26 protein-coding genes and 1 pseudogene are annotated in these 25551 nt (G+C 60.7%); 8 read left to right on the forward strand and 19 right to left on the reverse strand.

The features are described 5' to 3' along the window. Window positions 1–7: 7 nt before the first annotated feature. On the reverse strand, window positions 8–298 hold the full coding sequence (locus tag D7241_RS07695) for a GNAT family N-acetyltransferase (RefSeq protein WP_408100990.1): 291 nt from the start codon (window positions 296–298) through the stop codon (window positions 8–10). Window positions 299–724: 426 nt separating this feature from the next. On the opposite strand from D7241_RS07695, the gene D7241_RS07700 reads away from it, so the two are divergent. Then, on the forward strand, window positions 725–979 hold the full coding sequence (locus tag D7241_RS07700; protein WP_025241419.1) for an Lpp/OprI family alanine-zipper lipoprotein: 255 nt from the start codon (window positions 725–727) through the stop codon (window positions 977–979). 85 nt (window positions 980–1064) lie between these two features. On the opposite strand, the gene D7241_RS07705 is transcribed toward D7241_RS07700, so the two are convergent. The 3 genes from D7241_RS07705 to D7241_RS07715 form a co-directional block, all read right to left on the reverse strand. Continuing rightward, window positions 1065–2030 carry a L,D-transpeptidase family protein gene (locus tag D7241_RS07705; RefSeq protein WP_255976393.1) on the reverse strand — a complete coding sequence of 322 codons (966 nt, stop codon included), beginning with the start codon at window positions 2028–2030 and terminating at the stop codon, window positions 1065–1067. Window positions 2031–2100: 70 nt separating this feature from the next. Then, window positions 2101–2382: a hypothetical protein gene (locus D7241_RS07710; protein WP_408100991.1), complete on the reverse strand. Its 282-nt coding sequence runs from the start codon at window positions 2380–2382 to the stop codon at window positions 2101–2103. A 44-nt stretch (window positions 2383–2426) separates the two neighbouring features. Then, window positions 2427–3032 carry an arylesterase gene (locus tag D7241_RS07715; protein WP_408100992.1) on the reverse strand — a complete coding sequence of 202 codons (606 nt, stop codon included), beginning with the start codon at window positions 3030–3032 and terminating at the stop codon, window positions 2427–2429. A 10-nt stretch (window positions 3033–3042) separates the two neighbouring features. On the opposite strand from D7241_RS07715, the gene D7241_RS07720 reads away from it, so the two are divergent. The 5 genes from D7241_RS07720 (at window position 3043) to D7241_RS07740 (ending at window position 9126) form a co-directional block, all read left to right on the forward strand. Beyond that, entirely contained in the window at window positions 3043–3729 is a 687-nt protein-coding gene (locus D7241_RS07720) for an ABC transporter ATP-binding protein (protein WP_408100993.1), read from the forward strand. Further along, complete coding sequence (locus tag D7241_RS07725; protein WP_408100994.1) at window positions 3726–6227, forward strand: ABC transporter permease; 2502 nt, start codon at window positions 3726–3728, stop codon at window positions 6225–6227. The genes D7241_RS07720 and D7241_RS07725 overlap by 4 nt, the downstream gene beginning before the upstream one ends. 74 nt (window positions 6228–6301) lie before the next feature. Then, window positions 6302–6799 carry a transcription elongation factor GreB gene (greB, locus tag D7241_RS07730; RefSeq protein WP_408100995.1) on the forward strand — a complete coding sequence of 166 codons (498 nt, stop codon included), beginning with the start codon at window positions 6302–6304 and terminating at the stop codon, window positions 6797–6799. Between the two features lie 314 nt (window positions 6800–7113). Then, window positions 7114–8055, forward strand: coding sequence for a triacylglycerol lipase (locus tag D7241_RS07735; RefSeq protein WP_408100996.1), 942 nt, complete (start codon window positions 7114–7116; stop codon window positions 8053–8055). A gap of 48 nt (window positions 8056–8103) precedes the next feature. Continuing rightward, a complete protein-coding gene (locus D7241_RS07740; RefSeq protein ID WP_408100997.1) occupies window positions 8104–9126 on the forward strand; it encodes a lipase secretion chaperone in 1023 nt (340 codons plus the stop codon). 5 nt (window positions 9127–9131) lie between these two features. Here D7241_RS07740 and D7241_RS07745 read toward each other — a convergent pair whose 3' ends face one another. Beyond that, window positions 9132–10541: a transglycosylase SLT domain-containing protein gene (locus tag D7241_RS07745; RefSeq protein ID WP_408100998.1), complete on the reverse strand. Its 1410-nt coding sequence runs from the start codon at window positions 10539–10541 to the stop codon at window positions 9132–9134. A 176-nt stretch (window positions 10542–10717) separates the two neighbouring features. On the opposite strand from D7241_RS07745, the gene D7241_RS07750 reads away from it, so the two are divergent. Continuing rightward, window positions 10718–11530 carry a TatD family hydrolase gene (locus D7241_RS07750; protein ID WP_408100999.1) on the forward strand — a complete coding sequence of 271 codons (813 nt, stop codon included), beginning with the start codon at window positions 10718–10720 and terminating at the stop codon, window positions 11528–11530. Between the two features lie 124 nt (window positions 11531–11654). On the opposite strand, the gene D7241_RS07755 is transcribed toward D7241_RS07750, so the two are convergent. From D7241_RS07755 to selD, 8 genes are all read right to left on the reverse strand, one after another. Next, complete coding sequence (locus D7241_RS07755) at window positions 11655–12452, reverse strand: acyl-CoA thioesterase (RefSeq protein ID WP_408101000.1); 798 nt, start codon at window positions 12450–12452, stop codon at window positions 11655–11657. 98 nt (window positions 12453–12550) lie between these two features. Further along, window positions 12551–14572 (reverse strand): DUF3488 and DUF4129 domain-containing transglutaminase family protein, encoded by a 2022-nt coding sequence (locus D7241_RS07760; protein ID WP_408101001.1) that lies wholly within the window; start codon window positions 14570–14572, stop codon window positions 12551–12553. Beyond that, window positions 14569–15531 carry a DUF58 domain-containing protein gene (locus D7241_RS07765; RefSeq protein ID WP_408101002.1) on the reverse strand — a complete coding sequence of 321 codons (963 nt, stop codon included), beginning with the start codon at window positions 15529–15531 and terminating at the stop codon, window positions 14569–14571. Before D7241_RS07765 ends, D7241_RS07760 begins: the two co-directional genes overlap by 4 nt. Before the next feature lie 33 nt (window positions 15532–15564). Further along, window positions 15565–16482, reverse strand: coding sequence for an AAA family ATPase (locus tag D7241_RS07770; protein WP_408101003.1), 918 nt, complete (start codon window positions 16480–16482; stop codon window positions 15565–15567). Window positions 16483–16676: 194 nt separating this feature from the next. Beyond that, window positions 16677–17279 (reverse strand): flavin reductase family protein, encoded by a 603-nt coding sequence (locus D7241_RS07775; protein ID WP_408101004.1) that lies wholly within the window; start codon window positions 17277–17279, stop codon window positions 16677–16679. An 89-nt stretch (window positions 17280–17368) separates the two neighbouring features. Further along, window positions 17369–17647 carry a hypothetical protein gene (locus tag D7241_RS07780; RefSeq protein ID WP_255976448.1) on the reverse strand — a complete coding sequence of 93 codons (279 nt, stop codon included), beginning with the start codon at window positions 17645–17647 and terminating at the stop codon, window positions 17369–17371. Window positions 17648–17675: 28 nt separating this feature from the next. Further along, window positions 17676–18782 (reverse strand): tRNA 2-selenouridine(34) synthase MnmH, encoded by a 1107-nt coding sequence (mnmH, locus tag D7241_RS07785; protein WP_408101005.1) that lies wholly within the window; start codon window positions 18780–18782, stop codon window positions 17676–17678. Beyond that, complete coding sequence (gene selD / locus D7241_RS07790) at window positions 18782–19816, reverse strand: selenide, water dikinase SelD (RefSeq protein WP_408101006.1); 1035 nt, start codon at window positions 19814–19816, stop codon at window positions 18782–18784. The genes mnmH and selD overlap by 1 nt, the downstream gene beginning before the upstream one ends. Before the next feature lie 195 nt (window positions 19817–20011). On the opposite strand from selD, the gene D7241_RS07795 reads away from it, so the two are divergent. Beyond that, window positions 20012–21001 (forward strand): patatin-like phospholipase family protein, encoded by a 990-nt coding sequence (locus tag D7241_RS07795; protein ID WP_408101007.1) that lies wholly within the window; start codon window positions 20012–20014, stop codon window positions 20999–21001. A gap of 25 nt (window positions 21002–21026) precedes the next feature. On the opposite strand, the gene D7241_RS07800 is transcribed toward D7241_RS07795, so the two are convergent. The 6 genes and pseudogenes from D7241_RS07800 to D7241_RS07825 form a co-directional block, all read right to left on the reverse strand. Continuing rightward, entirely contained in the window at window positions 21027–22103 is a 1077-nt protein-coding gene (locus tag D7241_RS07800) for an AI-2E family transporter (RefSeq protein WP_408101008.1), read from the reverse strand. Between the two features lie 80 nt (window positions 22104–22183). Further along, the gene (locus tag D7241_RS07805) at window positions 22184–22987 is read right to left on the reverse strand and encodes a DUF4892 domain-containing protein (protein ID WP_408101009.1); all 804 of its coding nucleotides are present in this window, start codon (window positions 22985–22987) and stop codon (window positions 22184–22186) included. Window positions 22988–23058: 71 nt separating this feature from the next. Continuing rightward, window positions 23059–23157: pseudogene (locus tag D7241_RS07810) on the reverse strand (glutathione S-transferase); the annotation flags it as partial. A 103-nt stretch (window positions 23158–23260) separates the two neighbouring features. Continuing rightward, a complete protein-coding gene (locus tag D7241_RS07815; protein WP_408101010.1) occupies window positions 23261–24118 on the reverse strand; it encodes an alpha/beta fold hydrolase in 858 nt (285 codons plus the stop codon). Further along, window positions 24115–24921: an alpha/beta fold hydrolase gene (locus tag D7241_RS07820; protein WP_408101011.1), complete on the reverse strand. Its 807-nt coding sequence runs from the start codon at window positions 24919–24921 to the stop codon at window positions 24115–24117. Before D7241_RS07820 ends, D7241_RS07815 begins: the two co-directional genes overlap by 4 nt. Window positions 24922–25038: 117 nt before the next feature. Continuing rightward, window positions 25039–25482, reverse strand: coding sequence for a hotdog fold thioesterase (locus D7241_RS07825; protein WP_255976465.1), 444 nt, complete (start codon window positions 25480–25482; stop codon window positions 25039–25041). Between the last annotated feature and the right edge of the window lie 69 nt (window positions 25483–25551).

Here is a 25551-nt window from a genome sequence, read left to right on the forward strand (position 1 = left end):
GCGTTTTTTATTCCTTATCAGACGTGTACGCCGGGTTGCCCTGGCGCTCGATATAACTTTCCACATACGAACAAGACGGAATCACCGTATAGCCTTCACGCATGGCGTAATCCAACGCATGTTGGGTTAGCACCGCGGCAACGCCACGACCGCGAAGAGCGTCAGGTACGAAGGTTCGGTAGATATCCAGGGTTTGCTTACCCAGATCGACATAAGCGAGATAAGCGCGATAACCATCCACGGTGGTCTCGAATTGATGGCCTGCCCGATCATGATGGATGGTCAGCTTGTCGCTCATCTCGCCTCCTCTGCAGGCTCGCCCTGCCCTGTCATCGCCTTGAGGTCATGCGAAGTCCGCACCCCCTCGTTTCTTATTAGTTGGACAGCGCATGCTACCGCCATGCAAGACATGGCTACAAATGCTTTGAAGTTTTGCACTGCGGCGCAGCCAACGCTGTTGACGATACATTACTCAGTTGCGGGCGCGTTTAGAAAAGTGCAACTTTTTGGCCCCGACATCGGTCCATGTAACGAGTGCAACGGCTGGCTCTGATTGTTTTTCAACCAACTTAGCCAGGTGCGTGCCGAAAAAGAAATGAGCTTGCAGAAAAATTGTAGTAGCCGCTGCTTGCCTCCGTTTACTTAGCGCAACTTATCGGTAGTATGTGCGCGCCAACTTTCCATAACGGAAGTTGCCATGGATTTCATCCTTAAGGGGAACACGATGAACAACGTTCTGAAATTTTCTGCTCTGGCTTTCGCCGCAGTTCTGGCTACTGGTTGCAGCAACAGCATGACCAAAGAAAGCGAAGCCCGTCTGACCGCGACTGAAGACGCCGCTGCCCGTGCTCAGGCTCGTGCCGACGAAGCGTACAGCAAGGCCGACGAGGCTATGCAAGCGGCTCAGAAGGCTCAGCAGACTGCTGATGAAGCCAACGAGCGTGCACTGCGTATGCTGGAACGCGCCAGCCGCAAGTAAAGCTTCAGGCGAAAAAAAGCCGACCTGCAACAGGTCGGCTTTTTTATGGGCTACCGATTAACAACCACCCGACAATTCACGCAATTCAGAATATCGGCTCTTCGTGGCTACTGGCCAGCGCCTGTCCCTGTTCGGCGATCTGAATTGGCAAGCCATCTTCACCTGCGACGATTTCGCGAACCATCTCCCAATCCAATTGCAGCGCACCAGCGGCCTCGTCACGCTTCAGCAGCGTGTTGATTACCACCGCGTGCTTGTCCATGAGAGTCATATGCCCGTCCTCGTCTTCCAGCGGCGTATGAGCCTCCAGATACACCTTGCCCTGACTAACACCGAACTTGTACGGCTCATCAATGATCCGCACCTGGGTTCCGACCTTGACCAACCCCGCCAGCTCGAGAACATTGTGATTGAGCATGCGGAAACAACCGTGGCTAACACGCATGCCGATGCCGAATTTCTTATTCGAACCATGGATGAGATATCCCGGCAGCGCCAGGCTCATCTTGTACGGCCCCAGCGGGTTATCCGGCCCTGGCGGAACGACCTTCGGCAGCGGATCGCCCTCGGCGGCATGCTCATCTCGAATCGACTGCGGCGGATACCAGGCCGGATTGCTGGTCATGGCCGAAATACGGGTCGCGCCCACCGGTGACCCCCAACCTTCGCGACCTATTCCTAGCGGGAAGGTATGAACCACACCCTTGCCCTCCGGGTAGTAATACAGACGGTACTCAGCGAGATTGATCACGATGCCTTCACGCGGTCCCGGTGGCAGAATGAAACGCGTCGGCAAAATGATGTCAGTACCCTCGCCCGGCAGCCAGGGATCCACGCCCGGATTAGCCGCGATGAGTTCAAGGTAGCCAAGGTCATGCGTCTCGCCCAACGCTGCGAAAGTGTCCTCGTACTTGGCCTTGATCACCTGAATCTGGCCGACCACGTCTTCACCTTCCGGAGGTAACGGCAACTCAAGAGCCGCGCACTGCCCGGCCAACAGTAAAGCAGCGAATGAAATACAGGAGGCGACTGCAGACGCGCGCGAGAGCATTCAGGGTTTCCTTGGGAATGGGTGATCGGTGTTGCTGTCGATTGTACTCGAAGGGGCAGCGGCCGCCGAGTTACCAGGCGCTGATGGCAGACGGAAGGCCTTTGCGCTGCGCGCTGAGCACCTCAAGGCATGCCGTGCAAAGTCGCCGATCCTTGAGCACCGAGCGCTCCAGATCTTGCCAGTGCGGTTGCGCAGGCAAGAAACCGCCGCAAAGCGTGCGATCGACCCGGCCGCTCAATTCCAGTTGCCGCAGCGCCAGATGCAGCCGGTTCTCGCGGCAAGCAAACAGGTCGAACTGCTCGTCCGGAACGATGAGGCGATAGGCAAATAGGGTCCAGGCTGGGCGCGGCATCTGAGGCTCCGATCGAAGGGCGCGACAGTAGCCGCGCGCAGACCTCAAAGCAAGGGTTCGAGCGCCACCCAGGCGTTGTCCAACAGCCGTTGCTGCGCGCCGGCCACGGGATGTACGCCATCGGATTGCATCATTCCGGCAACCCCTCCTATACCTTCGAGAAAAAACGGTACGTAGGGCAGCTCCTTTTCCTCTGCAAGCGAATCGAACGCGTTGGCGAACGCAGTCGTGTAGCGCTGCCCCAGGTTCGGCGGCAAACGCATGCCGAGCAGCAGAACCTGGGCACCTGCCTGGCGCGACTGCTCAACCATCGCCGCAAGATTCTGTTTCAATTGCGCCGGCGATTGGCCACGCAAGCCATCATTGCCGCCAAGCTCCAAAATCACCACCTCCGGCTCATGTTCTTCGAGCAGAGTGGGCAGCCTGGAAAGCCCGCCGGCAGTGGTGTCGCCACTGATCGACGCGTTCACCACCTGATAGTCCGGTGTCTCTGCATCGAGGCGTTGCTGGAGTAAATGCACCCATCCCTGGCTGGTTTCCAGCCCGAAAGCCGCACTGATACTATCCCCGACTACCAGCACCGTCCCCGCCAGGGCTCCCTGAGCCCAGCACAGCAGCACCAGAACTCCACCTTTTAGCCACTTTCGCATCGGAATCTCCATGAATGCCAGCATTCTCTACGCCCGGAACCTTAGCAAAGCGGTACCCAGCGCGGAAGGCGAGCTGGCGATACTCGACGACGTATCCCTGAGTATCGACAAAGGTGACAGCCTGGCCATCGTCGGCACTTCCGGTTCCGGCAAATCAACCCTGCTCGGCCTGCTGGCCGGCCTGGATCTGCCCAGCTCCGGCGAGGTGCACCTGGCCGGCCATCTGCTCGGCGAGCTGGATGAAGACCAGCGGGCGCGGGTGCGCGCCGAGCACGTCGGCTTCGTTTTTCAGTCATTCCAACTGCTCGACAGTCTCAATGCGTTGGAGAATGTGATGCTGCCGCTCGAGCTTCATGGCCGCCACGATGCACAGGCGAAAGCGACCGAGCTGCTCGAACGAGTCGGACTGGGTGCACGACTGCATCACTACCCTCGCCAGCTGTCCGGCGGCGAACAACAGCGCGTTGCCGTCGCCCGCGCATTCGCCGCCGAGCCTGAAGTGCTGTTTGCCGACGAGCCAACCGGCAATCTCGATAGTCATACCGGCGCGAATATCACCGAGTTGCTCTTTGAGTTGAACCGAGAGCGCGGCACCACGCTGGTGTTGGTTACCCATGACGAGCGCCTGGCCCAACGCTGCCAGCATCTGCTCCGCCTGGAAGGCGGTCGCCAGCTCCGCGATGAGCAAACTCGATGAAGCGTGTGCCCGCCAGCCGGCTGGCTGCTCTGGCGCTGCGCCAGCTATTGCGTGACGCTCGTGCCGGAGAGCTTCGCGTCCTGTTCTTCGCGCTATTGATCGCCGTAGCGGCGAGCACCGCCATTGGCTATTTCGGCGCGCGCCTGAACGACGCCATGATGATGCGTGCCACGGAATTCCTCGGGGCCGACCTCGTATTGCGCGGCAGTGCACCCGCCGAACCGGAGCAGATCGCAGCGGGCACCCGCCTACAGCTCGACCATGCTCGTGCGGTGGAGTTTTCCAGCGTCATCGCGACCGATGACAACCTGCAATTGGCAAGCGTCAAGGCGGCCGATAGCAGCTACCCGTTGCGTGGTGAACTGCGCAGCGCAGCCGCACCGTATCAGCCCGAACAACCCGGACCGGGACCGCAACCAGGCGAAGCCTGGGCAGAGGCACGATTGTTCGCGGCGCTGGACTTGCAAATCGGCGATCGCATCGAGGTAGGCAACAAGCAATTGCAACTGACCCGCGTCCTGACCTACGAGCCGGATCGCGTGGGTGATTTCTACAGCCTGACGCCACGCGTACTGATGCACCTCGACGATCTTGACGCGACCGGCGTGGTTCAGCCCGGCAGCCGCGTGCGCTATCGCGAGCTTTGGCGCGGCTCACCGGAGCAGCTCGAAGCCTACGAGCAAGCCATCAAACCCGCGTTACAACCGCATCAGCGCATTGAGACTGCGAAAGACGGCAATCGTCAGATCGGCGGTGCACTGGGACGCGCCGAGCGCTATCTGAACCTGGCCAGCCTTGCCGCTGTATTGCTCGCAGGCGTCGCGGTCGCACTCTCGGCTGCGCGCTTCGCCGCACGCCGCTTCGATGCCAGCGCCCTGCTGCGTTGTCTGGGGTTATCACGGCGCGAGGCGCTGATGCTTTACACCCTGCAGCTTGGTTATCTTGGTGTCGTTGCAAGCGCAGCGGGCGCTTTGCTGGGTTGGGCGGCACAGCATGGTTTGTTTTTCCTGCTGCGCGATCTGGTGGTCAGCGAAGTACCGCCAGCGACGCTCTGGCCGGCATTGGCGGGCATTGCAACGGGACTGGTAGCACTAGCTGGCTTCGCACTGCCGCCACTTGCAGCGTTGGGACGCGTACCGCCCCTTCGAGTACTGCGACGTGACATGCTGCCTATTCCTCCGAGCTCCTGGCTGGTTTACGGCGCGGCCGTGGTAGCCCTTGGGCTGATCATGTGGCGCCTGAGCCTGGATCTGAAAATCACCCTCGCGCTACTGGGTGGCGGCCTGCTTGCCACATTGATACTCGGTGGGCTGCTGTTGCTGGCGCTGCAGGGCCTACGCCGAGGGCTTTCTGGCGCATCCCTGAGCTGGCGTCTGGGGCTCGGGCAGTTGCTCCGTCACCCCTTGGCGGCTGCCGGTCAGTCGCTGGCCTTCGGCCTGATACTGCTGGCCATGGCATTGATCGCATTGCTGCGCGGCGAACTGCTCGATACTTGGCAGAACCAGCTACCGGACGACGCGCCCAACCATTTCGTACTAAATGTTCTGCCAGCCGATCGGGATGCCTTCGCCGAGCGTATTGCGACACTGTCGGACCACGCCGCACCGCTGTACCCCGTTGTGCCGGGCCGCCTGGTCGCGATCAATGGCGAGCCGGTGCGCCAGCTCGTAAGCAAGGAAAGCCAGGGCGAGCGAGCGATTCGCAGAGACCTGAGCCTGACGTGGGCAAGCGATCTGCCTTCTGATAATCGCCTGACCGCCGGCCACTGGTGGAATGGTGAACGCAGTGAGCTGCCCGGCGTATCGGTGGAAGCGGAGCTGGCGGAAAGCCTGCAAGTCGAGCTGGGCGACCGGCTCAGCTTCACCGTCGGCGGCCTTACCCGCGACGTCAGCGTGACGAGCCTGCGCGAAGTGAATTGGGACAGTTTCCAGCCCAACTTCTACATGATTTTCGAGCCGCAAACGCTGCAGGATGTGCCGGCCACTTACATGACGAGCTTTCATTTACCTGACGGCAAGGATCGCGAGTTGGTGCGACTCGCACGAGACTTCCCTTCTGCGACCATATTGCAGGTCGAGGCGTTGCTCAGTCAGCTGCGCAGCATCTTGGCGCAGGTCTCGCTGGCCGTGGAGTACGTGCTGATGTTCGTGCTGGCGGCGGGACTGGCCGTGCTGTTCGCAGGGTTGCAGTCAACCCTTGACGAACGCATTCACCAAGGCGCGCTGCTAAGAGCGCTAGGCGCCGAGCGCAAGTTGCTGCTCAAAGCCAGACGTACCGAGTTCGGCGTGCTCGGCGCGGCCAGTGGTCTGCTTGCCGCACTGGGCTGTGAGCTGGTCAGCGCCCTGCTCTATCACTTTGCGTTCGATTTGCGCTGGCAACCTCATCCCTGGCTTCTGGTGTTGCCATTGATCGGCGCGCTACTGGTCGGTACGGCCGGCGTAATTGGTACGCGTCGAGCACTTAACGCCAGCCCGCTCAACGTGCTCCGAGAAAGCTGAGCGAGGTAACCCGGCTCGCCGAATGGCGATAACTGCCTCTAGAATGGTCGTTTTCACACTGACCTGGATCGTTCATGAGCCGTTATCGCCCGCCTCGCCCTGCTGGCACTCCACTGATCACGCCCGAAGGCGAGGCGCGGCTGCGGGCTGAACTGCATGAACTCTGGCACGTGCGACGCCCTCAGGTGACCCAGTCCGTCAGCGAAGCGGCAGCGCAAGGTGATCGTTCAGAAAATGCGGAATACACCTACGGCAAGAAAATGCTGAGGGAGATCGATAGCCGCGTACGCTTTCTCACCAAGCGGCTGGAAAAACTCAAGGTCGTCAGCGACAAGCCAAGCGACCCGGGCAAGGTGTACTTCGGCGCCTGGGTGACGGTTGAAGATGAGAATGGCGAACAGGCCCGTTATCGCATCGTTGGTCCCGAAGAGCTGGAGCTGCGCAAGGGATTGATCAGCATCGACTCGCCATTGGCCCGAGCATTGGTGGGAAAGTCGCTGGATGCCGAAGTAGAGGTGCAAACACCCACCGGCCCGAAGCTCTGGTATGTCGTCGCCATCGACTACGCGTGACTCGCCAGTTTCATTGCGACTATATAGTCGCCAAATTCTGCGAACATGCAGCGATTATCCCGAGATAAACGCAGATATTCGAACATCATCACTTTCCTACCCACACAACGTTCCGTCTGGTAACAGGCAAAGCGGGTCACCGCTAACAGCTTTTGCTATCAATCATCTTCGATACGCCGTGCCAGAGCGGTTATTTGTCGTTGGCCTAACTCCTGGCACGATTGCTGCGCTTGTTGCGCCTGCAGTACGCGCAGCGCGCGGTGAATGGCGATGGATTGCCCAATGCCCGATTCACCAACTGATTGAGTGCATCCATGAACAACAAGAAAACGTTGCTTGCTCTCTGCCTCGGTTCCGCCATGGCGCTTTCCGGCCAAGTGCATGCCGGCCTGTTCAGCTCCAGCGGCTATACCCAGACCCGTTACCCGATCGTTCTTACCCACGGCATGCTGGGCTTCGACAGTATGCTCGGCATCGACTACTGGTATGGCATCCCGCATGCGCTTCGCCGTGATGGCGCGCAGGTTTACGTGACCGAAGTAAGCCAGCTCAACACCTCGGAACTCCGCGGTGAAGAACTGCTTGACCAAGTCGAAGAAATCGTCGCGATAAGCGGAAAACCCAAGGTCAATCTGATCGGCCACAGCCACGGCGGACCGACTGTACGCTACGTCGCTGCTGTGCGGCCCGATCTGATTGCCTCTGTCACCAGTGTCGGCGCACCTCACAAAGGTTCGGACGTTGCTGACCTGATTCGCAAGATACCCGAGGGATCCGGCGGCGAGACCATCGTTGCCGGGCTGGTCAACGGCATGGGCGCGCTAATCCATTTCCTCTCCGGCAGTCCCAGCACCGAACCACAGAACGCGCTTGGAACACTCGAATCGCTCAACAGCGAGGGCGCCGCACGCTTCAACGCCAAATATCCGCAGGGGATCCCGACCAGCGAATGTGGCGAAGGGGCCTACAAAGTCAACGGCGTGCGCTACTACTCCTGGGGCGGCACCAGCCCGTTGACTAACCCACTGGACATCAGCGATGCGATGTTGGGCGCCGGCTCACTCGCCTTCGATGAGGCAAACGATGGTCTGGTCGGGCGCTGCAGCTCGCACCTGGGCATGGTCATCCGCGATAACTACCGAATGAATCATCTGGACGAGGTCAACCAGGTGCTTGGCTTGACCAGCCTGTTCGAGACCGATCCGTTGACTGTCTACCGCCAGCACGCCAATCGCCTGAAGAACGCAGGTCTCTAAAGATCGCCGGGGCCGGCCGGCCCCGGCTCCAGCGCACAAGGCATGACGATGAAAAAACTCGCACTGCTGTTCTTGCTGGTCGTCACCATCGGTGTCGCGGCAATCTGGCATGAGCCGACCGAACCGACGCTGACTCAGGCAAAGGCGCTCGCCGAGCCAGCCATAGCCAGCTCACCAGCCTTACAAAACGCGAAGATTCGTTCGCTAGATCCACAGCAGCGGCCGAGCACGACGATTAACCGTCTGCCTGGCTCATTTGCCGGAACGCAGGTTGACGGCCGGCTCCAGGCGGACCCGTCCGGCAATCTGATCGTCGATGGCAATGTCCGGCGGGTCTTCGACTATTTTCTGGCAGCCATTGGCGAAGAGTCGGTTGAGGCCAGCGTCACCCGTCTACGCCGTTATATCGAAGAGCAACTTCCCCAACCCGCGGAAGGCCAGGCATTGCAGGTGCTGGGACAATATCTGGATTACAAGCGGCAATTGTTGATGCTCGAGAAGACCTATGCTCAGCGCGCTGATATTGACGCCATGCGTGAACGGTTGCGCGCGGTTCAGCAATTACGCGCCGGCATCTTCAGCGAATCGGTGCACCAAGCATTCTTCGCATTGGACGAGGCGACCGATCGCTTCACTCTCGAAAGGTTGGCGATTCGCCGCGATCCAACTCTTGATGCCGCAGCCAAGGGAGCTGCCATCGACAGGCTACAGAACAGCTTGCCAGCCGAATTGCTGGATAGCCTGGCGCCGCAACTGCAGACCGAATTGCACGAACAGACCCGGACACTACAGGCCAACGGCGCAACGCCGAGCGAAATTCGCCAGCTGCGCCAACAGCTGGTCGGCAATGTCGCAACCGCCCGCCTGGAAAAACTCGACCGTAAACGCCAGGATTGGCAGCGGCGAGTGAAGGCCTATCGAGAAGAGAAGGTGCGAATAGAGAACAGCCGGGGGCTTGGCGAAACCGACAAGCGCGCGGCAATTGATCGGATGGCAGCCGAACGTTTCGACGAACATGAGCGCCTGCGTCTCGAGGCAGCCGAACAGCTACTCGCCGCGAAAAATAGCTAAGACGCTCAGTTGGACGCGCTTTGCGGCCCGCCTTCGAGCAGATAACGCTCCCGCGTGTAGGCCAGATAATACTTGTTCACCGCATTGACGTAGCTGACCACGCCCATCCCCATGGTCTCCATGGCGATACGCTCGACCTGGAAGAACCATTGATCAGGGTTGAGACCGCGGCGCCTGGCCTCGGCACGCATGCTTTGCACCCGCTGCGGCCCCATGTTGTAGGCGGCCAGGATGAACGCCATGCGCTCGCGTTCATTGAGCCTGGGACTGGCGAAGAATTTGCGGCGGATGCTGGCCAGATATTTCGCGCTGGCCAGCACGTTATTGTCCAGTTTGCCGATATCGCGGACGCCCATGCTGCGGGCTGCGGCAGGTGTCATCTGCATCAGTCCAGTGGCCCCAGAAGCGCCGCGGGCGGCCGGGTTCAGGGTCGACTCCTTGAATGCCAACGCCGCTAGATTGAGCCAGTCGATATCCTGCTGCTGGGCATGCCGTTGCAGCGTCGAACGCACCTTTTCCAAGCGCTGTCGCCCGACCCGATCGAGTGGATACTGCACCCGATAAAGACGTCGATAGACCCGAACGAATGCTGCGTCCTGGTTATCCGGCGCGTTGTAACCCTTGAGAAAACGATCGGCACTTGCGCGCAACATGCTCGCCTCTTTTCGAACGAACCAATGCATGTCGGCACGCTTACCCAGCGCCAGCTGCGGCTCGATGCGCAATTTTGGCAACACTTTCGCCCAGCGTTCAGCGATTGTTTGCTCGACGACAGTGGCCGGGTAGATACCGGCCTGTACCATTTCCAGCACATCTTCCACGGCGAGCGTCGGGTCGACCCATTCCACGGCGATCGGTGCGCGCCCGGCTTGCATCAGCTCACGATTGATTCCTTCCAGGGCAGGCCCGGCAGCACTGCCGGCCGACAACGCCAGGCCGCGCCCCGATAGCTGCTCGAAGCGCTTGTAGTGTGGACTGCCCTGGCGAGTCACCAGAACCATCGGAACATCATCGACGACAGCTCGGCTGCGGCTCACCCGGCGCATCGTTCCCAGGTCCAGCAACTCGCCGGGCGCGACCAGATCGCCCTCGCCTCTTTGCAGTGCGGCAAGTAGTTGGTCCTTGGCCTTCGGAATCATTTCCAACGTGATCGGTTGCCCCTTGGAGCCGCGATTAAGGAACTGTTCGAACGCACGCAGGCGGACGTATTCCACGCCAATAGCTTCACCCTTGACCTCGCCGGAGCTGTTGCGACTTTGGTTCACCAGCACGCGTAAAACCCCACTGCGGCGAATTTCCGCCAGATCGCGTACCGTATCCGCCGACTGCCAGGCTTGAGGACCCATCACGCGCGCGACGGCGGGCCAGGACGCGAGCGCCAGCAGGCAAAAAAGCAGGGGAAATAATCGGATCATCTTCGGCTTATCGGCTCGAAACGGACAGGATGAAACGCGGTCACTCTGCCGCAAAGGGGCGAAGACTCTCACAGCATGAAAGACGCCGCCAGCCGAAGCTGTCTCCTAACGTTAGGTATATCCATTAAATAGCTGATTTTTATAGTTATAATTTGATTTTATAAGCGAGGCAGTTCATGCAGCTTGTCGACATCGGCGTCAATCTGACCCACCCGACCTTCGCCCGTGATCCGCGCGCCGTCCTGGATCGCGCCTATGCAGCCGGCGTCACGCAGTTGGTGCTGACTGGCACCAATCTCACCGAGAGCGAAGCGGCATCGGCACTCTGCCGCGACCTGGATGAAAGCCGGAAACGGCTGTTTTGCACCGCCGGTATTCACCCCCACGACGCGAGCCAATGGACGTCGGAAACCGCTACGCAGCTGAAAGACTTGCTCGCCGAACCCGAAGTGCGAGCGGTTGGCGAGTGCGGCCTGGACTTCAATCGCGACCTGTCTCCTCGCGCGCAGCAAGAACGCGTATTGGAGGAGCACCTGCAGCTGGCGGTGGAAACCGGCCTGCCGGTATTTCTACATGAGCGCGACGCCGATCAACGTCTGGTGGATATTCTCCGGCCATTCCGCGATCAACTCAGCGCCGCAGTGGTGCACTGTTTTACCGGCGAGAAACATGCGCTCTACGCCTATTTGGATCTCGACCTGCACATCGGCATTACCGGCTGGATCTGCGACGAGCGCCGCGGTACTCACTTGCACCCTTTGGTACGCGAGATTCCAGTAACGAGGTTGATGCTCGAAAGCGATGCACCTTACCTGTTGCCGCGCACGCTGCGCCCCAAACCCAAGGGCGGACAGAACGAACCTGCCTTCCTCCCTGAAGTCTTGCGGGAAGTGGCCCGCCATCGCGGCATGAGCGAAGACGAGCTGGCCGCCAGCACCACCGCCTGTGCCCAGCAGTTCTTCGGTATCGCGCCCTTGGATCAAGCTTGAAAGGCCTCCAAGCCAACCACTCACGCCGGTTATGGCCCTGGCCGGCAAACACCAGCGACCACGGCACGCACAGCAGCGCATCGGTCGACTATCCGCAGATACGCCCCCAACCAACCTCGTCCGGTCAGCCGAACACCGTTACCGTCTGACGGCTCAACGCCACCAGCTCGCCCTTGGCAGTCCACAGCGCCGCTGCGCAATGGCCGTAGCCATCCTGCGCATATTCGATCACCGCACGGTACTGACACCATTCATGGGTGTCGATCTGCGGTGTCGGCTGAACGAACTCAATGGTCCAAGTCAGCGAGCTGCCGGGCGCGAAGCCCTTCAGATGCGACAGCACCGCGGGTGGCCATGCATCTACCAGCGCCAGCAGATGCGAGACAGTGACCGGCTCGCGCTCGATCTCTCCGCGCTGTCGCACCCAGCCGCCCATCTCCCGCGAAGTATTGCCGCTAAACGGCAGCCCACCGATGCCCCAACGCATCGCCAGGTAGCGGGTAAATTCTGGCGCCACGCCGGGCACGTAAGGCAACTCCTGGCAATCTTCCACCGGCGGCATCGCTGGCGCCGGCTCCGCTGCCACCTCGACGGCGGAAGCGCGAGCAGCGCCGAAGCTGCCCTGAACGACGGTCACCACTTGGCCGTTCTGCACGGCACGCCCGAGCACCTGGCTGACCGCCTTGCCCTCACGCAGTACCTCGGCCTCGAAGCTGACCGGCGTATCGACCAGCAGCGGACCGACGAACGTGATGGCTAGCGAGCGCACCGGACGGCCTTCCGGCACCTGCGCCTGCATTGCTTCGTATACGAGGGCTGCAACGACCCCGCCGAAACCGGCTCGGCCTTGGCCCCAGCTGGCAGGTACGACGACGTTCTGTGGATTGTCACGCACAGCGTGTATCAGTTCGGAAAGGGTCATGCCCACCTCGGATCGTTGTTATCGGCAGCTATCTTATAGCCGGCTCGCTGATGGGCGCGCATATCTGGGCTTCAATGATAAGGCGCTATCGCGCGCACCTATGGGTCGCTGCGCCCATCCGTGCGCCGACGCCTGAGGATATCCGGGCGCCACGGCAATTGGCGCTTCAGTCTGGCTAGCGAAGCCCGCATCGTCGCCATGTTCGCCGGCTGGCCAGCATAGCGTGTCATCTCGTAGAGCCGAGCGAAATCACGAATCGGCTCGGCAACGGCCGGAGCCAAACCCGCCGCCCGCTCGGCAAAATCGCGCGCGCCCTCGCCCGCTTGCCGCGCGATTCCCTGGCGTGCCAGCAACCCTTCGAAACGCTGAAACAGACGCAGCTGAGGGTCGCGTTCGCGCCGCCAGGGTTTCAGCAGCATAAGCGCCAGAAGCGTAATCAGCAGCGCACCGGAGGCGACCATCAGCAATCCGAGCTTGCGCTCATCGATCTTGCCGAACAGTCCCTTCAGAATTTCCAGCTGACGCTCGCCCTGGTAGCCGAGGACCCAGCGTTGCCAGCCGTAGTTGAGATTGTCCCAGCCGAATCGCAGCTCGTTCAGCCAGCCGATGTCACGGTAGCGTCGCAACGTAAGTGGCGAGTCCTCAAGAAACCCCTGCTCGTCGGCAAGCGCTTCTTCGAGCCCCAGCTCGATGCGTTCCGGTGCAACCTGGAATGTAGGATCCACGGCGATCCAGCCACGATCGGCGATCCAGTACTCAACCCAGGCATGAGCATCAAGCTGACGAACCGACAGATAGTTACCCGAAGGGTTGATTTCTCCGCCCTGATAACCGGCGACGACGCGTGCGGGTATGCCAGCCGCGCGCAGCACAAAGGTCATCGCCCCGGCGTAGTGAATACAGAAACCGTTCAGCGTATCGAACAGAAAGCCATCGACGATATCGGCACCCACCGATGGTGGCCGCAGCGTGTAACCGTATGGCTGCTGATTGAAATGCCGCAGCAGCGCCTGCACGGTCGCCTCTGGAGTTCGGTGGTTGCGGCGCAGCTCCGCGGCCCATGTCCGGCTGCGCGGATTGCCCGTAGCGGGAAGCTGCAAGGCGCGCTCAAGCATCGAGGGCACGGCCTCAGGCTCGCGCAGCGATTCGGTCCATGAAGTCGCCCGGTAAAGTAATGGCTGGTCAATTGGGCGTTGTCGTTGCAGATGGAAATCGGCCATCAGCCGTACGTTGTCCGCATCCACCTGCGGCACGTCCAGCGCGTATAACCACGGCCGGCCACTGGGTTGCATTACGACGCTGTAGCGCACCGGTTCGCCTCGCGGAGTCCAATCAGGTGCCTGCGGCGCTTGTGAAGCGAATGATTGCGACCAGCGTCGGCCATCGAAGCGCTCGAAGGTGACCGCTCGCCAATATAGCTCGTCCCGCTCGGGGATCGGACCTTCGAAGCTGACCCTGAACGCCAGTTCGGCGGAGCGACTCAGCTCGGCGATATCACCCGGCGACATGCTGTCGGCCAACCCGGTTACACCGCGATCCTGTGGCTGCGGCAAGGACCAGAGCGGACCCAACCGCGGGAACAGTACGAACAGCACGAGCATCAGCGGCACGGCCTGAAGCAGCAGCGAGCCCGCCAGCCGCATTGTCGGCCAGGGTTGCGTGGCCACGGTATTCTGCTGCAGGCCGATCATCGCGGCCAGCAGCGCGGTGATTGGCAACAGGCTGTACAGCCCGGCCAGCAAGCTGTCGTAGAACAGATAACTGGTCACCACGGCGAAAAAACCAAGGAAGATCAGCACCAGTGCATCGCGGCGACTACGCATCTCCACCAGTTTGAGAATGAACGCGGCAATCAGCAGCACCACCCCGGCGTCGAGTCCGATTACGCTGCCACGCGAAAAGTACACGCCAAACCCGGCACCAATCATCATCAGGGCTTTCGCCCAGCCCTTTGGATAGCGGGCGCGCATGCGGAAGATTTGTACGCGCCACGTCGCACAAGCGAGCCAGAGGCCGATGATCCATAACGGCAGATGACCGAGATGAGGAAGAATTACCAGCACTTGCGCTACCAGCAGCCAGACCAACCCGTTGCGCGGAATCGCCTGCGCAGTGTTCACTGATCGCGCTCCCGCTCCAGACCGAACAAAGCCAATTCGCGCAAGCAACGGTTGCGGTGATCGGCGCCGCCGTCCGGGCCAATGGTTGTCGCCGCGATGCGCAAGGCGAAAGGTTGCTGGCGTGCAGATAATTCGACGACCCAGTGACAAAGTAGCGACAACCGCGCTTCGATATCGCCGTCGATGGCATCGAGATCAAGTAGCGGTTCCTGGCCGGCCAACGCGGTGAAATCCTTAACCAGCAAGCCTTGGCCTCGGGAAAATGCCTTCCAGTTGAGTCGACGCCGCGAGTCGCCAGGCTGCCATGGTTTCAAGCCTTGATAATCATCGATGCCACTCCCAACTGCGCGAACTCCCTCGCTCTCTTCTTCGGTCAGCCCGCCGGCTTGTGGTAAATCGCCTGCTGATGGACCCGGATAGACCAGCGCAGCCAGTTGCAGATCGACCCAACTCCAAGCCACGAGAATACCCAGTGGAAAACGACTCTCGACACGTATCCGCCCCGGTTTCAGCCAGCCGCGGCGCTCGCTCAGCAGGCTCAGCTCGACCTCACAGGTTCCGCTCGCTGGTACATCGACCAGTTGCAGGCCGCTCCTTGGCCAGCCCAACGCGACAGCCTGATAGAGACGGCCACGACTTTCCAGCCTGACCCGCAGACGCGCCTGCTCACCTAGGAAGACAGCCTCCGCTCCGCCTGCCTGTAGAACCAAGCCCGCTAGATTCCGCCAGGTATGCAGAATCGCAACCACGAATACCGAGCCGAGCAGGAACGTCAGCGCATAGGCGAGACTGTTCTGGTAATTGATCGCGGCAAGCAGCATCAGCAGCAGCGCCAGCAGAAACGACATGCCCACCGCAGTCGGCATGATAAATATGCGCCGCTGATCGAGCCGCACATTCGGCCCGGGCGGAATACGCTTCAACAACCAGCGATCACGTACTCGTGGTAGCAGTCGCATGTTCACCCTCTCGGCAGTTCCCGCGATTGGGCATCAGAGCGCCGGCACTTCGCGCAGCAGCCACTGCACCAACGCGCCGCCACCATGGCCAGTGGCGTCCGCCTGCTCCCGAAGGCGATGCCCGACCACAGACGGCAGCACGGCCTGAACATCTTCCGGAATCACATAGTCGCGACCGTCGAGAAAAGCCCACGCCCGTGCCGCCGCTAATAGCGCCAAACTACCACGAGGCGAAAGCCCCCAAGCGAACTGTGGCTGCGTGCGGGTGGCCTCGACCAATCGCAGCACGTAGTCGACCAACGCATCACTGACCCGCACCTGCGCCACCGCACTCTGAATCTCCACCAGTTCGTCATGATCGAGCATGGGTTCCAGGCGCGCCAGGAGATCGCGGCGCGAGTCCCCGAGCAGCAGCGCTTTCTCCGCTGCCTTCGCCGGATAGCCCAAAGACAGGCGCATCAGGAAACGATCCAGTTGCGATTCGGGGAGCGCGAAGGTCCCGCCGGAGCTGACAGGGTTCTGCGTGGCGACGACGAAGAATGGATCAGGCAAGGGCCGGGTCGCGCCCTCGATGGTGACCTGCCCCTCTTCCATCGCTTCGAGCAGTGCGCTCTGGCTTTTCGGCGTCGCCCGGTTGATTTCGTCCGCGAGGATCAGCTCGGCAAAGATCGGTCCTGGATGGAAGACGAACTGGCCGCTGTCCTTGTCGAACACCGAGGTACCGAGGATATCGCCCGGCAACAGGTCCGAGGTGAACTGGATACGCTGGAATTCCAATCCCATCACCCTGGCTAGCGCGTGGCTGAGCGTGGTCTTGCCCATACCAGGCAAATCCTCGACCAGCAGATGCCCCCTCGCCAGTAGGCAGGCCATGGCCAATCGAACCTGTGATTGCTTGCCGAGCAGGACTTCGTTCACCGCTCTGAGACAGACGTCCAATCGCGCACGCATGCAACTCTCCTTTGTTTGTTCCGTCGATCCTACTGACCCGGCAAGCTCAGGCAAAGCGATGGAAATCTGCGGTGACGAAGTTGTGACCCGGCGCTTGGTCCTTGCTCCGGTGGGGATGCCGCGTATCGCCAACCGCCCGAGCGCGAGCTATGGGCGCGTCGGTAACCTGCAGGCAATCAAGCGCGGCTGCGCGACTACGGCCGCTGCATATCGAAACGCTCGCGGGTATAGCTGTAAGTCGCGCCGCCAAGTCTCCCGACCAGATCGAGCCTGGCCGAATCGATACGTCCGCGCTCGTCGAGTACGCGGTCATCGATATGCGCCAGCAGTACTTCGGCGAAGATCAGCTGGCAGTTGGGCGCCTCAACCGGATACGGCAGGATCTGCGCGACGCGGCATTCAAAGGCGACCGGCGCGCCAGCCACCCGCTGCACGTTCACGAGACGGGCCGGTTCGCTGGCGATACCACAGTGCTCGAATTCGCTGAGACCGTGGGGCAGTGCGGCGGCGGACGCATTCATCGCCTCGGCCTGCTCAGCGCTGACGAGCTGAACGACCAGCTCACCTGTATCGAGCGCATTGCGGGCGGTGTCCTTGGGCAGCCCATCCTTGAGGCCGACGTTGATAAGCAACGTCGGAGGCTCGCTACTGATTACTTGGAAAAAACTGAACGGCGCAAGATTGCTAATGCCCGACGCCGAGCATGTCGAGACCCAGGCAATCGGTCGCGGTGTAACGGTGGACGCCAGCCAACGATAGGCCTCGACCGGCGCCAAGGTGGAGAAGTCGAGTTGCATAAGGGTTCCCTGCGGAGTCGGCCTGCAATTGGCCAGAGCCGACGGATGGGACGTGGCAACCGAAGCGGCTGCCACTCAGCGCCGCGCTGTCAGCGCCCCGCGCGCGATTCGCGCAGATAGAAGCGGGCCTTCTTGGCCTTTTCCACGCAGCCTTGATAACCCTCGAATTGTTGCTGGGTTTTAGCACCGGTAAGCAGGGCGATTGCCTTGGAATAGCTCACGGTGCCGGCAAAGCCTTCCGCTTCTGCCAGACTCTGCTCTTCCCAAGCAGCGTTCAGCTGGGACGCACAGTTGTCGCGATAAGCGGTTTTCGCGGCGCAACCGGTCAGGGCCAACGCCAACAGAGATAAACAGATCAAATTTTTCATCGACACATCCTCAATTTTTGAGACCTGCTCAGTTTTGACTACCTGCAACACGCTCGCGGAGAAATTCGACTACAGCATCTTGCTCGCCAGCGAATTCGATTCGGGACGCCTTGCTCTCCCGCTGGTAGGCATACATCGGGTCGTAGTATTGCCTCAGCAACACCTCGATCCAGCCGCGGTGCAGATCGACCGCACCCGTATTGGCCTGCTCGGTAAGCGCCTGGTCCATGATCGCGGCCAACTGTTTGTAGCACTCGCCTCCGAGCCGCTTGCTGATATTGACCAGACTTTGCTGCAAACGCTCGCTGAACGCGGCAAATCCCGCCTCGCCCTGCTCCGTGACGAACTCGGTACAGAGGTCAATTACGTAATCCTTGAGGATTCGATCGACGCGCCCTTCGAAGCTGTCCTCCAGCCATACCAGTGGATATTGCTGCATGCCCTGGAACAGCGGCAGCGGTATCGAGCAACGGCCCACCAACCGCGCTTCATCCTCAAGGACGAACTGACCGACGCCCGCCTCTTGCATCTTCAGCAGGCGAATCGCCAGCGCGTTCTCGAAATCAATCTGCACCGGTTGCGGCGTGGCACGCTTGCCGAAGCTTGAGCCGCGATGATTGGCGATACCTTCCAGATCGACGCTGTCGTCCAGGCGCGCAAGCACTTCGGTCTTGCCAGTGCCGGTCATGCCGCCGACCAGCACGAAGTCATAATTCGCCGCCGCGTGCTCGATGGTTTCCAGCAGAAAGTGGCGCATCGCCTTGTAGCCGCCCGTGACACGCGGGTAGTCGATGCCCGCCTCGGTCTTGAGCCACTGCTGAACCAGCTGTGAACGCAGACCGCCGCGAAAACAGTAGAGATAGCCCTGGGGATTGTTCCGCGCGAAATCGGCCCAGGCCTGGATGCGCTCGGCCTTGGTCTGGCCGCTGACCAGTCGATGACCCAGTTCGATCGCCGCCTGCTGGCCGTGCTGTTTGTAGCAGGTGCCGACCTTCTGCCGCTCGAGATCGTCCATCAGTGGCAGGTTGATCACGCCGGGAAACGCGCCCTTGGCAAATTCCACCGGTGCTCGCGCATCCATCATTGGTACATCGTTGAGGAACAGCTCGCGGAAGTTATCGGTATCGCCGCGCATCAACGAACCTCGACAGCAAAGGGACCGGCTTCGACCAACTCGCCGATAGGTTCGAGTGTCAGGCCGAGTTCGGTCGCGACCTTGAGAAATTCAGCCTCGCCTTCCGGTGCCACTGCGACCAACAGCCCACCACTGGTCTGCGGATCACAGAGCAATTGCTTGTGGGCCTCGCCCAGCGTCCCAATGCGCTCACCGTAGCTGTCGAAGTTACGCCCGGTACCGCCCGGTACGCAGCCCTGCTCCAGGTAATATTCGACGCCTTCCAGACGCGGTACACGGGCATAGTCGATACGCGCGGTAACGCCGCTGCCATCGGCCATCTCTACCAGATGCCCGAGCAAGCCAAAACCGGTGACATCAGTCATGGCGCGCACGGCTGCAAGCTTGCCGAAGCGGCTGCCGGGCGTATTCAGGGTGCACATCCAGTCACGGGCTCGACCAACGTCCTCGGGGCGCAGCTTGGCTTTCTTCTCGGCTGTGGTGAAAATGCCGATGCCCAGCGGCTTGGTCAGGTAGAGCTTGCAGCCGACCGTTGCCGTGTCGTTGCGCTTCATCTGGCTCTTATTGACTAGGCCGGTCACCGCCAGGCCAAAAATCGGCTCGGGCGCGTCGATCGAATGCCCGCCCGCGAGTGGGATGCCCGCTGCGTCGCATACCGAACGGCCACCAGCGATGACTTCTCGGGCCACCTCAGGCGGCAGCACATTCACCGGCCAGCCGAGAATGGCGATGGCCATCAGCGGATCGCCGCCCATCGCGTAAATATCGCTGATCGCATTGGTTGCGGCGATCCGACCGAAATCGAACGGATCGTCGACGATGGGCATGAAGAAATCGGTGGTCGACACCACGCCGCGCTCTTCATCAATGCCATAAACGGCAGCGTCGTCGCGCGACGCATTACCGACCCACAATCGCGGGTCGAGGTTCTGCGCGCCGCTGCCGGCGAGGATCACATCCAGGACCTTGGGCGAAATCTTGCAGCCGCAACCGGCGCCATGGCTGTACTGAGTGAGGCGGATGGGTTCGCTCATCTGGAAAGGGCTCTCGTGACGCTGGCAAAAACGGGCGCCGATTGTAGCAAAGGCGGGAGCCGGCATTGCTCCGCCGCGGCATTGATAAGCTTTCGTTGCCACTTTTCGTTGCCATACGGTTCTCTGCCCTTGGCTTTTACTTGAAGCTTGTGCCTTGAAGCTTGAAGCTATCGCTCCTGCCATAGGGAGAATCACATGGGCAACAAGGTCGCGCTGGTACTGGGTTCGGGAGGCGCGCGGGGTTATGCGCACATTGGTGTTATCGAAGAACTCACCGCTCGAGGTTACGAAATCAATTGCATCGCAGGCTGTTCGATGGGCGCGGTGGTCGGCGGCATCTATGCGGCTGGCAAGCTGGGCGAGTATCGCGATTGGATCGAAAGTCTGGACTATTTCGACATGCTGCGCCTGGTCGACCCGAGCTTCAGTCTCGGCGCCATTCGTGGCGAGAAAATTTTCGGGCGTATCCGCGAAATGCTTGGCTCGATCAATATCGAAGATCTGCCGATCCCCTTTACCGCAGTCGCCGCGGACCTGACCAATCAGCAGGAAATATGGTTTCAGGAAGGCAATCTGGAGCTGGCGATGCGCGCCTCTGCCGCCATTCCGAGCCTGTTCACGCCCGTCATGCAAGGCAACCGCATGCTGGTCGACGGCGGGATATTGAACCCCCTGCCGATTGTGCCGGTCGTTTCCAGCCACAGCGATATCATCATCGCGGTCAACCTCAACGCGAATAACCATCGGCAATATCCTTTGCCGGAGATCATTCGCCCAGGCCGTTTCGATGCCATGGTCAGCTCGATCAGCTCGCATATTCCGTTCTGGCGGCACGACAGTCTGGATGAGCAGGTCGCCGCGCTTCAGACCGGCGAAGCGACCGCAGACGGCCAGCCACAGGCAGCTTCAACAGGACAGAGCGCACCGAAGTCGGCAGAAGGTTCGATGGTGGTGGATGTTGGTGGGCCAGCTTCGCTGCTGGAGCTGATCAACCAGAGCTTCGAAGTGATGCAGTCTTCGTTGACGCAATACAAGATCGCCGGTTATCCGCCGAACGTGCTGATCAACATCCCCAAGCGCGCCTGCCGTTTCTACGAGTTCTACAAAGCGCCTGAGTTGATCAAGCTGGGGCAGATCATCGCGAGCGATACGCTCGACAGGTACGAGGAAGAACAGCAGCGCTAACAGGCTGCTGCTCCCATCGAGAGTGTCAGTCGAATCGACTGCCCGGCAAGTTCTCCGGTGTCGCGGCGTTTGGCACTTCCTTGATCAGCCAGTCACCCAGCAAGCTGTAGGCGACCGCCAGCAGCGTCGGGCCGAGAAACAGACCCATAAAACCGAACGCCAATACGCCACCGAACACACCTAGCAACACCACCACCAGCGGCAGGTTGCCGCCGCGACTGATCAGATAAGGTTTCAGCACGTTGTCCACACCGCTGATGATGAACATGCCCCAGATGCCGAGAAACACTGCCATTCCGTATTGGCCTTGCCAGACGAGCCATGCGACCGCCGGCCCCCAGATCAGCGGCGGGACCATCAAAAAGCTGAACGCGAACGTCAGCAGGCCAAGAATCAGCGCACCCGGTACACCGGCTATGGTGAAACCGGCATACGCCAGAATCGCCTGGGCAGCAGCCGTACCAATAACGCCGTTGACGACACGTTGCACGGTACCCGCAACCAACTCCAGGTAATGGTCTGCGCGATCGCCAATCAGCCGATGCAGCAGACTGTGGACGAAGGCTGCGAGTTTCGGCCCGTCACGATAGAAGAAGAACACCAGCACCAAGCTCAGTGCCAGCTCCAGCATTCCACTACCGATACGGGCACTGCGCACCAGCAACCAGTTGCCGACCTGCCCGATATACGGACGCACGGTGGCGAAAAACGCTGTCCCCTGCTCATCTACGGCGTTCCAGAAGGCCAGCAATCTGTCGCCAACCAACGGCACCTCACCCAGCCAAGCAGGTGGCTCTGGCAGGCCCTGCACCTGAATGTTATGCAGCAGTGCATTGACCTCGCGAATCTGGTCGGCAACGTTGAACCCCAGCCATACCAACGGCACAGCCACCAACACCATCCAGCCAAACGTCAGCAGCGTCGCGGCGAGTGTCGAATTCCCCTTCAGCAAGCGTGTCAGCCAGCGCATGATCGGCCAACTGGCGAACGCCAGTACCGCCGCCCAGAACAACGCGGAGGCAAATGGAGCCAGTACCCACACACAGGCACCGAGCAGCACCAGGAGCAGAATCTGCACCAGCAGACGATCATTGTTAAGCATCAGAATACCCATCGAAAAACGCGGTGCGCCTTGAGCAAAGCGCACCAGGCGGGAGCTCTATTGCAGACTGAAACGCACCCTCAGCGCAATAGCCTGATACGCAGGCCATCCTCATCGGAAACCTTCGGGTCCAGACGCCGCGCCTTGATCCGCTCATGGATCAGCGCTTCATGCCAAGCCGCAGCGCCTTTACCTTCCAGCATTACCCGCATGGTGCTGTCGAGCCGCAGCACGTTCGCCAGCAAGGCACCCCACTCGGCCGTTGGCTCTTCCGGCAATCGCTGCAGCCAAAGTTCGCCGGTGCGCTTCAACTGACGCAACAGGGTAGCCGGATTCGGCAGGATGACGCCGAGTGGTTCGTCCGGTTCGAACTGCTCCACCTGCAAGTAGGGCCGGCCATTGCCACGCGTAATGCCATAGAGCGCCATAAGGCGATCGGAATCGCCGGGCAATCGCGCCAGCAGATAAGCCTGCCGCGCATCAGGGCCGTAGAGCGTGGATCGCTGGAACACTGCGTTGGCCCACAGACTGCTCGATCCGCAATCGCGCCCTTCGCACCAGAACAGCAATTCGGCCCCATCCTCCAGCAGTTGGTTGCGCGACCGCTCGAATGCTTCGATACCCGTATGCACCTCCGGTAACTGATAGGTGACGGCAGTCAGCTGGCCGGACGCGCTGACTTGGGCACTCATCCTCAGGCGACCACTGATGCGACGGATCGAATCCAGCGGATAAGTCCGTTCCAGCACCTGTTGTTTCTTGAAGGCGACTATCTGCGCCTGCGGGTATCGCGCAATCGACTCGAAATCCCTGCTGCCTGGCAAATCAGCGGCACTCGCTGCACTCGCGAGCATGGCCAGCCCGGCTATCCATACACCTCGCATACGAGACCTCACCGGGTCAGCATCGACTGAGCAGTCTGTACCTGCGTGCGACTGTCGACCCAGCGCTGCACGAAGCTGAGCAGCTGCATCCGACAAGGTTGGCCGAGTTCCTTGAGCACGACCGAGATCCTGTAACCGTTGGGCGTGGCGGCGGTGTAAAGATCGATCATTGCGATGTTCCCTGCTGAGGCGATAGCCCAGCCTCACCAGTTGGCAAAAGCAAGTCAAGCGAGGGTTTGCGACAGATTCTTGCGTAACCGCGTCACTCCCTGGCTAAGCCGCAAAGAAGGGATTGAAAACAGCCGCTACCGCTTCGGCTCCCCGCTGATCATCCAGATGCAGGTGATGTCCGCCCGGCAGCCTATGCAGCGTGAACGGCAAGGCCTCGGACAGCTCCGGCATTGCCCGCTGTGTCATCAGGCCCTGCTCCGCCAGTATTAGGCTCGCGGGACACGCCACGCGCTGTACGAACGACAGCGCGTGTGCGCGGCTCAAGCGCATCGGTGACGGCAGCATCAGCCGCGCATCGGTGCGCCAGGTATAACCGCCGGGAACCGGCATCAGACCACGCTGAGCAAGCAATTCGGCCGCCTCGTGGCTGACCGCACCGACGCCCTTCATGCGTGCCGCGACGGCTTGCTCGAATCTTTCATAGACCGGCTTGCGCTTGTCATCAACGGCGAGCAATGCCTGTAACGACTCACCGAGCTTTTGCGGTGCGGTTTCGGCTTCGCCGGTATAAGGAATCACCCCATCGATCAGCGCCAGGCGCTCGACTCGCTCGGGCATGGCACCCGCCAGCAGCACGGAAACGATCGCGCCCATCGAATGGCCCAGCAGGGAGAATCGCTGCCAACCAAACTGTTCGGCCGTCTGCAGCACATCATGGGCGTAGTCCCAGATATTGTAGGCAGCGCCGACGGGTCGATGATCGGAGTGACCGTGCCCCGGCAGATCCAGCGCGACGATGCGGACGCCATCGAGTAGCGGCGCCAAGCGTGAGAATGTCGCGGCGTTGTCCAGCCAACCGTGCAGGGCGATCACCGGCAAACCATCCTCGGGGCCATAGAGATGCGCCGCAACTTCGATATGCGGCAGGCTCAGGCGGATCTCCTCGAACGCGACGGTCATGCAGCACCTCGTTGATCCAGTTCGCTCCAGCGACCGAACAATTGTCTGAGCAGCATCGCGGTAATCCCCGGATGTTCGAGCGGAAACATGTGACCGCCGGGCAACGTATGCGCTTCACCGTGCGCAACCAGTCGCAGCAGATAAGCATGATGGGGCATCACTACCCGGCTTTGGCGTCCACGTACTACCGCAAGCGGAATCTTCAACGCATGGGGCCAGCCGGGCGTGACGTGCGGCACGCTGCGGTAGATGCGGATTTCGGTTTCCGGGTCGAAGCGCAGGCGCAGCCCCTTGGCGGTCGGCTCCAGTCCGTGCTCGACGTAAGCATCCAGGCAATCGGGATCGAACGCGCGGAACAGCGTCCGACTGGCGAAATATTGCCGCGCCTCGTCCACACAAGCGAATTCCTCGCGGCGTCCGAGCGTGCGACCAGCGGGTGTCAGACGATCGATAAAGCCAAAGCGCTTGGCTGCCCAGATAAGCGTCTGGTCGAACCAGGTCGGCATCGGTGAATCGAGCATGACCACGCCGCGATAAAGCTCGGGCCGCTGCAAGGCCGCGTGATAATGCAGCATGCCGCCCAGCGAATGTCCGACACCCCAGATCGGCTCTTTTACCGTCACAAGCTGCTCGATCAGCTCCTGCACCAGGTTTTGCCAGTTGTCATCCACCGGAAACCGTGGATCGTGGCCGTGCTGGTCCAGATGAGTAACGCTGTAGTCGGGCGCCAGTAAATCGAACAGCTTGCGATAAGTACCGCAGGGAAAGCCGTTGGCATGGGCGAAAAAAATGCGTTGCGTCATGGGCTCGATGCGACAGGAGGAAAGGCAACCATTGTCTGGTCCCCTTCCCCTCGCGGCAATTGGCCGGAGCGGCAGAATGAACGGCAGTCATGCCAAACAAGACGCCTTCGGCGCCCCTCAGGGTCGCGGGATGCTCTCGCCCACAGGCACGACTGCTACGGTTAGCCGGGAAATGCAGCTGAGCTTGCCATCATCGCCGCTCAGGCGGATATCCCAGACGTGGGTGGAGCGCCCCAGGTGCACCGGACGGCAGACCGCGGTCACACGACCGCTACGCAGCGCGCGAATATGATTGGCGTTCACCTCAAGGCCGACACAGTAATACCGGCTCGGATCGATGCATTGATAGCTGGCCGTAGAGCCAACGGTTTCGGCCAGTACCACCGAAGCGCCGCCATGCAGCAAGCCATAGGGCTGGTGGGTGCGTGAATCGACTACCATGCTGGCGGTAAGGGAATCGTCATCGACGGCCTCGAAACGGATATCGAGCAGCTCGACGATAGTGTTCTCGCGCCTGGCGTTGAGTTGTTCGAGTTCCGGTTGATGGTGCCAAATGCTCAAGTGTCGCTCTCCGTATTATTTTTATTTCCGCGCAACGCTGCTGCGCTCTTATTGAACCGGCAAGGCAAG

Origin of the sequence: Stutzerimonas sp. VN223-3 (assembly GCF_045999685.1) — a bacterium.
In the GTDB taxonomy this organism is placed as follows: domain Bacteria; phylum Pseudomonadota; class Gammaproteobacteria; order Pseudomonadales; family Pseudomonadaceae; genus Stutzerimonas; species Stutzerimonas stutzeri_AR.

Coding starts and splice junctions, on each gene's coding strand:
- mnmH (WP_408101005.1), bottom strand. CDS start 18,782: ATGCGCGGCGATACCGATAACTTCCGCGAGCTGTTCCTCAACGATGTA.
- D7241_RS07725 (WP_408100994.1), top strand. CDS start 3,726: ATGAAGCGTGTGCCCGCCAGCCGGCTGGCTGCTCTGGCGCTGCGCCAG.
- D7241_RS07815 (WP_408101010.1), bottom strand. CDS start 24,118: ATGACCGTCGCGTTCGAGGAGATCCGCCTGAGCCTGCCGCATATCGAA.
- greB (WP_408100995.1), top strand. CDS start 6,302: ATGAGCCGTTATCGCCCGCCTCGCCCTGCTGGCACTCCACTGATCACG.
- D7241_RS07740 (WP_408100997.1), top strand. CDS start 8,104: ATGAAAAAACTCGCACTGCTGTTCTTGCTGGTCGTCACCATCGGTGTC.
- D7241_RS07795 (WP_408101007.1), top strand. CDS start 20,012: ATGGGCAACAAGGTCGCGCTGGTACTGGGTTCGGGAGGCGCGCGGGGT.
- D7241_RS07755 (WP_408101000.1), bottom strand. CDS start 12,452: ATGACCCTTTCCGAACTGATACACGCTGTGCGTGACAATCCACAGAAC.
- selD (WP_408101006.1), bottom strand. CDS start 19,816: ATGAGCGAACCCATCCGCCTCACTCAGTACAGCCATGGCGCCGGTTGC.
- D7241_RS07800 (WP_408101008.1), bottom strand. CDS start 22,103: ATGCTTAACAATGATCGTCTGCTGGTGCAGATTCTGCTCCTGGTGCTG.
- D7241_RS07695 (WP_408100990.1), bottom strand. CDS start 298: ATGAGCGACAAGCTGACCATCCATCATGATCGGGCAGGCCATCAATTC.
- D7241_RS07775 (WP_408101004.1), bottom strand. CDS start 17,279: ATGCAACTCGACTTCTCCACCTTGGCGCCGGTCGAGGCCTATCGTTGG.
- D7241_RS07710 (WP_408100991.1), bottom strand. CDS start 2,382: ATGCCGCGCCCAGCCTGGACCCTATTTGCCTATCGCCTCATCGTTCCG.
- D7241_RS07780 (WP_255976448.1), bottom strand. CDS start 17,647: ATGAAAAATTTGATCTGTTTATCTCTGTTGGCGTTGGCCCTGACCGGT.
- D7241_RS07750 (WP_408100999.1), top strand. CDS start 10,718: ATGCAGCTTGTCGACATCGGCGTCAATCTGACCCACCCGACCTTCGCC.
- D7241_RS07770 (WP_408101003.1), bottom strand. CDS start 16,482: ATGCGTGCGCGATTGGACGTCTGTCTCAGAGCGGTGAACGAAGTCCTG.
- D7241_RS07705 (WP_255976393.1), bottom strand. CDS start 2,030: ATGCTCTCGCGCGCGTCTGCAGTCGCCTCCTGTATTTCATTCGCTGCT.
- D7241_RS07805 (WP_408101009.1), bottom strand. CDS start 22,987: ATGCGAGGTGTATGGATAGCCGGGCTGGCCATGCTCGCGAGTGCAGCG.
- D7241_RS07715 (WP_408100992.1), bottom strand. CDS start 3,032: ATGCGAAAGTGGCTAAAAGGTGGAGTTCTGGTGCTGCTGTGCTGGGCT.
- D7241_RS07765 (WP_408101002.1), bottom strand. CDS start 15,531: ATGCGACTGCTACCACGAGTACGTGATCGCTGGTTGTTGAAGCGTATT.
- D7241_RS07820 (WP_408101011.1), bottom strand. CDS start 24,921: ATGACGCAACGCATTTTTTTCGCCCATGCCAACGGCTTTCCCTGCGGT.
- D7241_RS07700 (WP_025241419.1), top strand. CDS start 725: ATGAACAACGTTCTGAAATTTTCTGCTCTGGCTTTCGCCGCAGTTCTG.
- D7241_RS07745 (WP_408100998.1), bottom strand. CDS start 10,541: ATGATCCGATTATTTCCCCTGCTTTTTTGCCTGCTGGCGCTCGCGTCC.
- D7241_RS07735 (WP_408100996.1), top strand. CDS start 7,114: ATGAACAACAAGAAAACGTTGCTTGCTCTCTGCCTCGGTTCCGCCATG.
- D7241_RS07720 (WP_408100993.1), top strand. CDS start 3,043: ATGAATGCCAGCATTCTCTACGCCCGGAACCTTAGCAAAGCGGTACCC.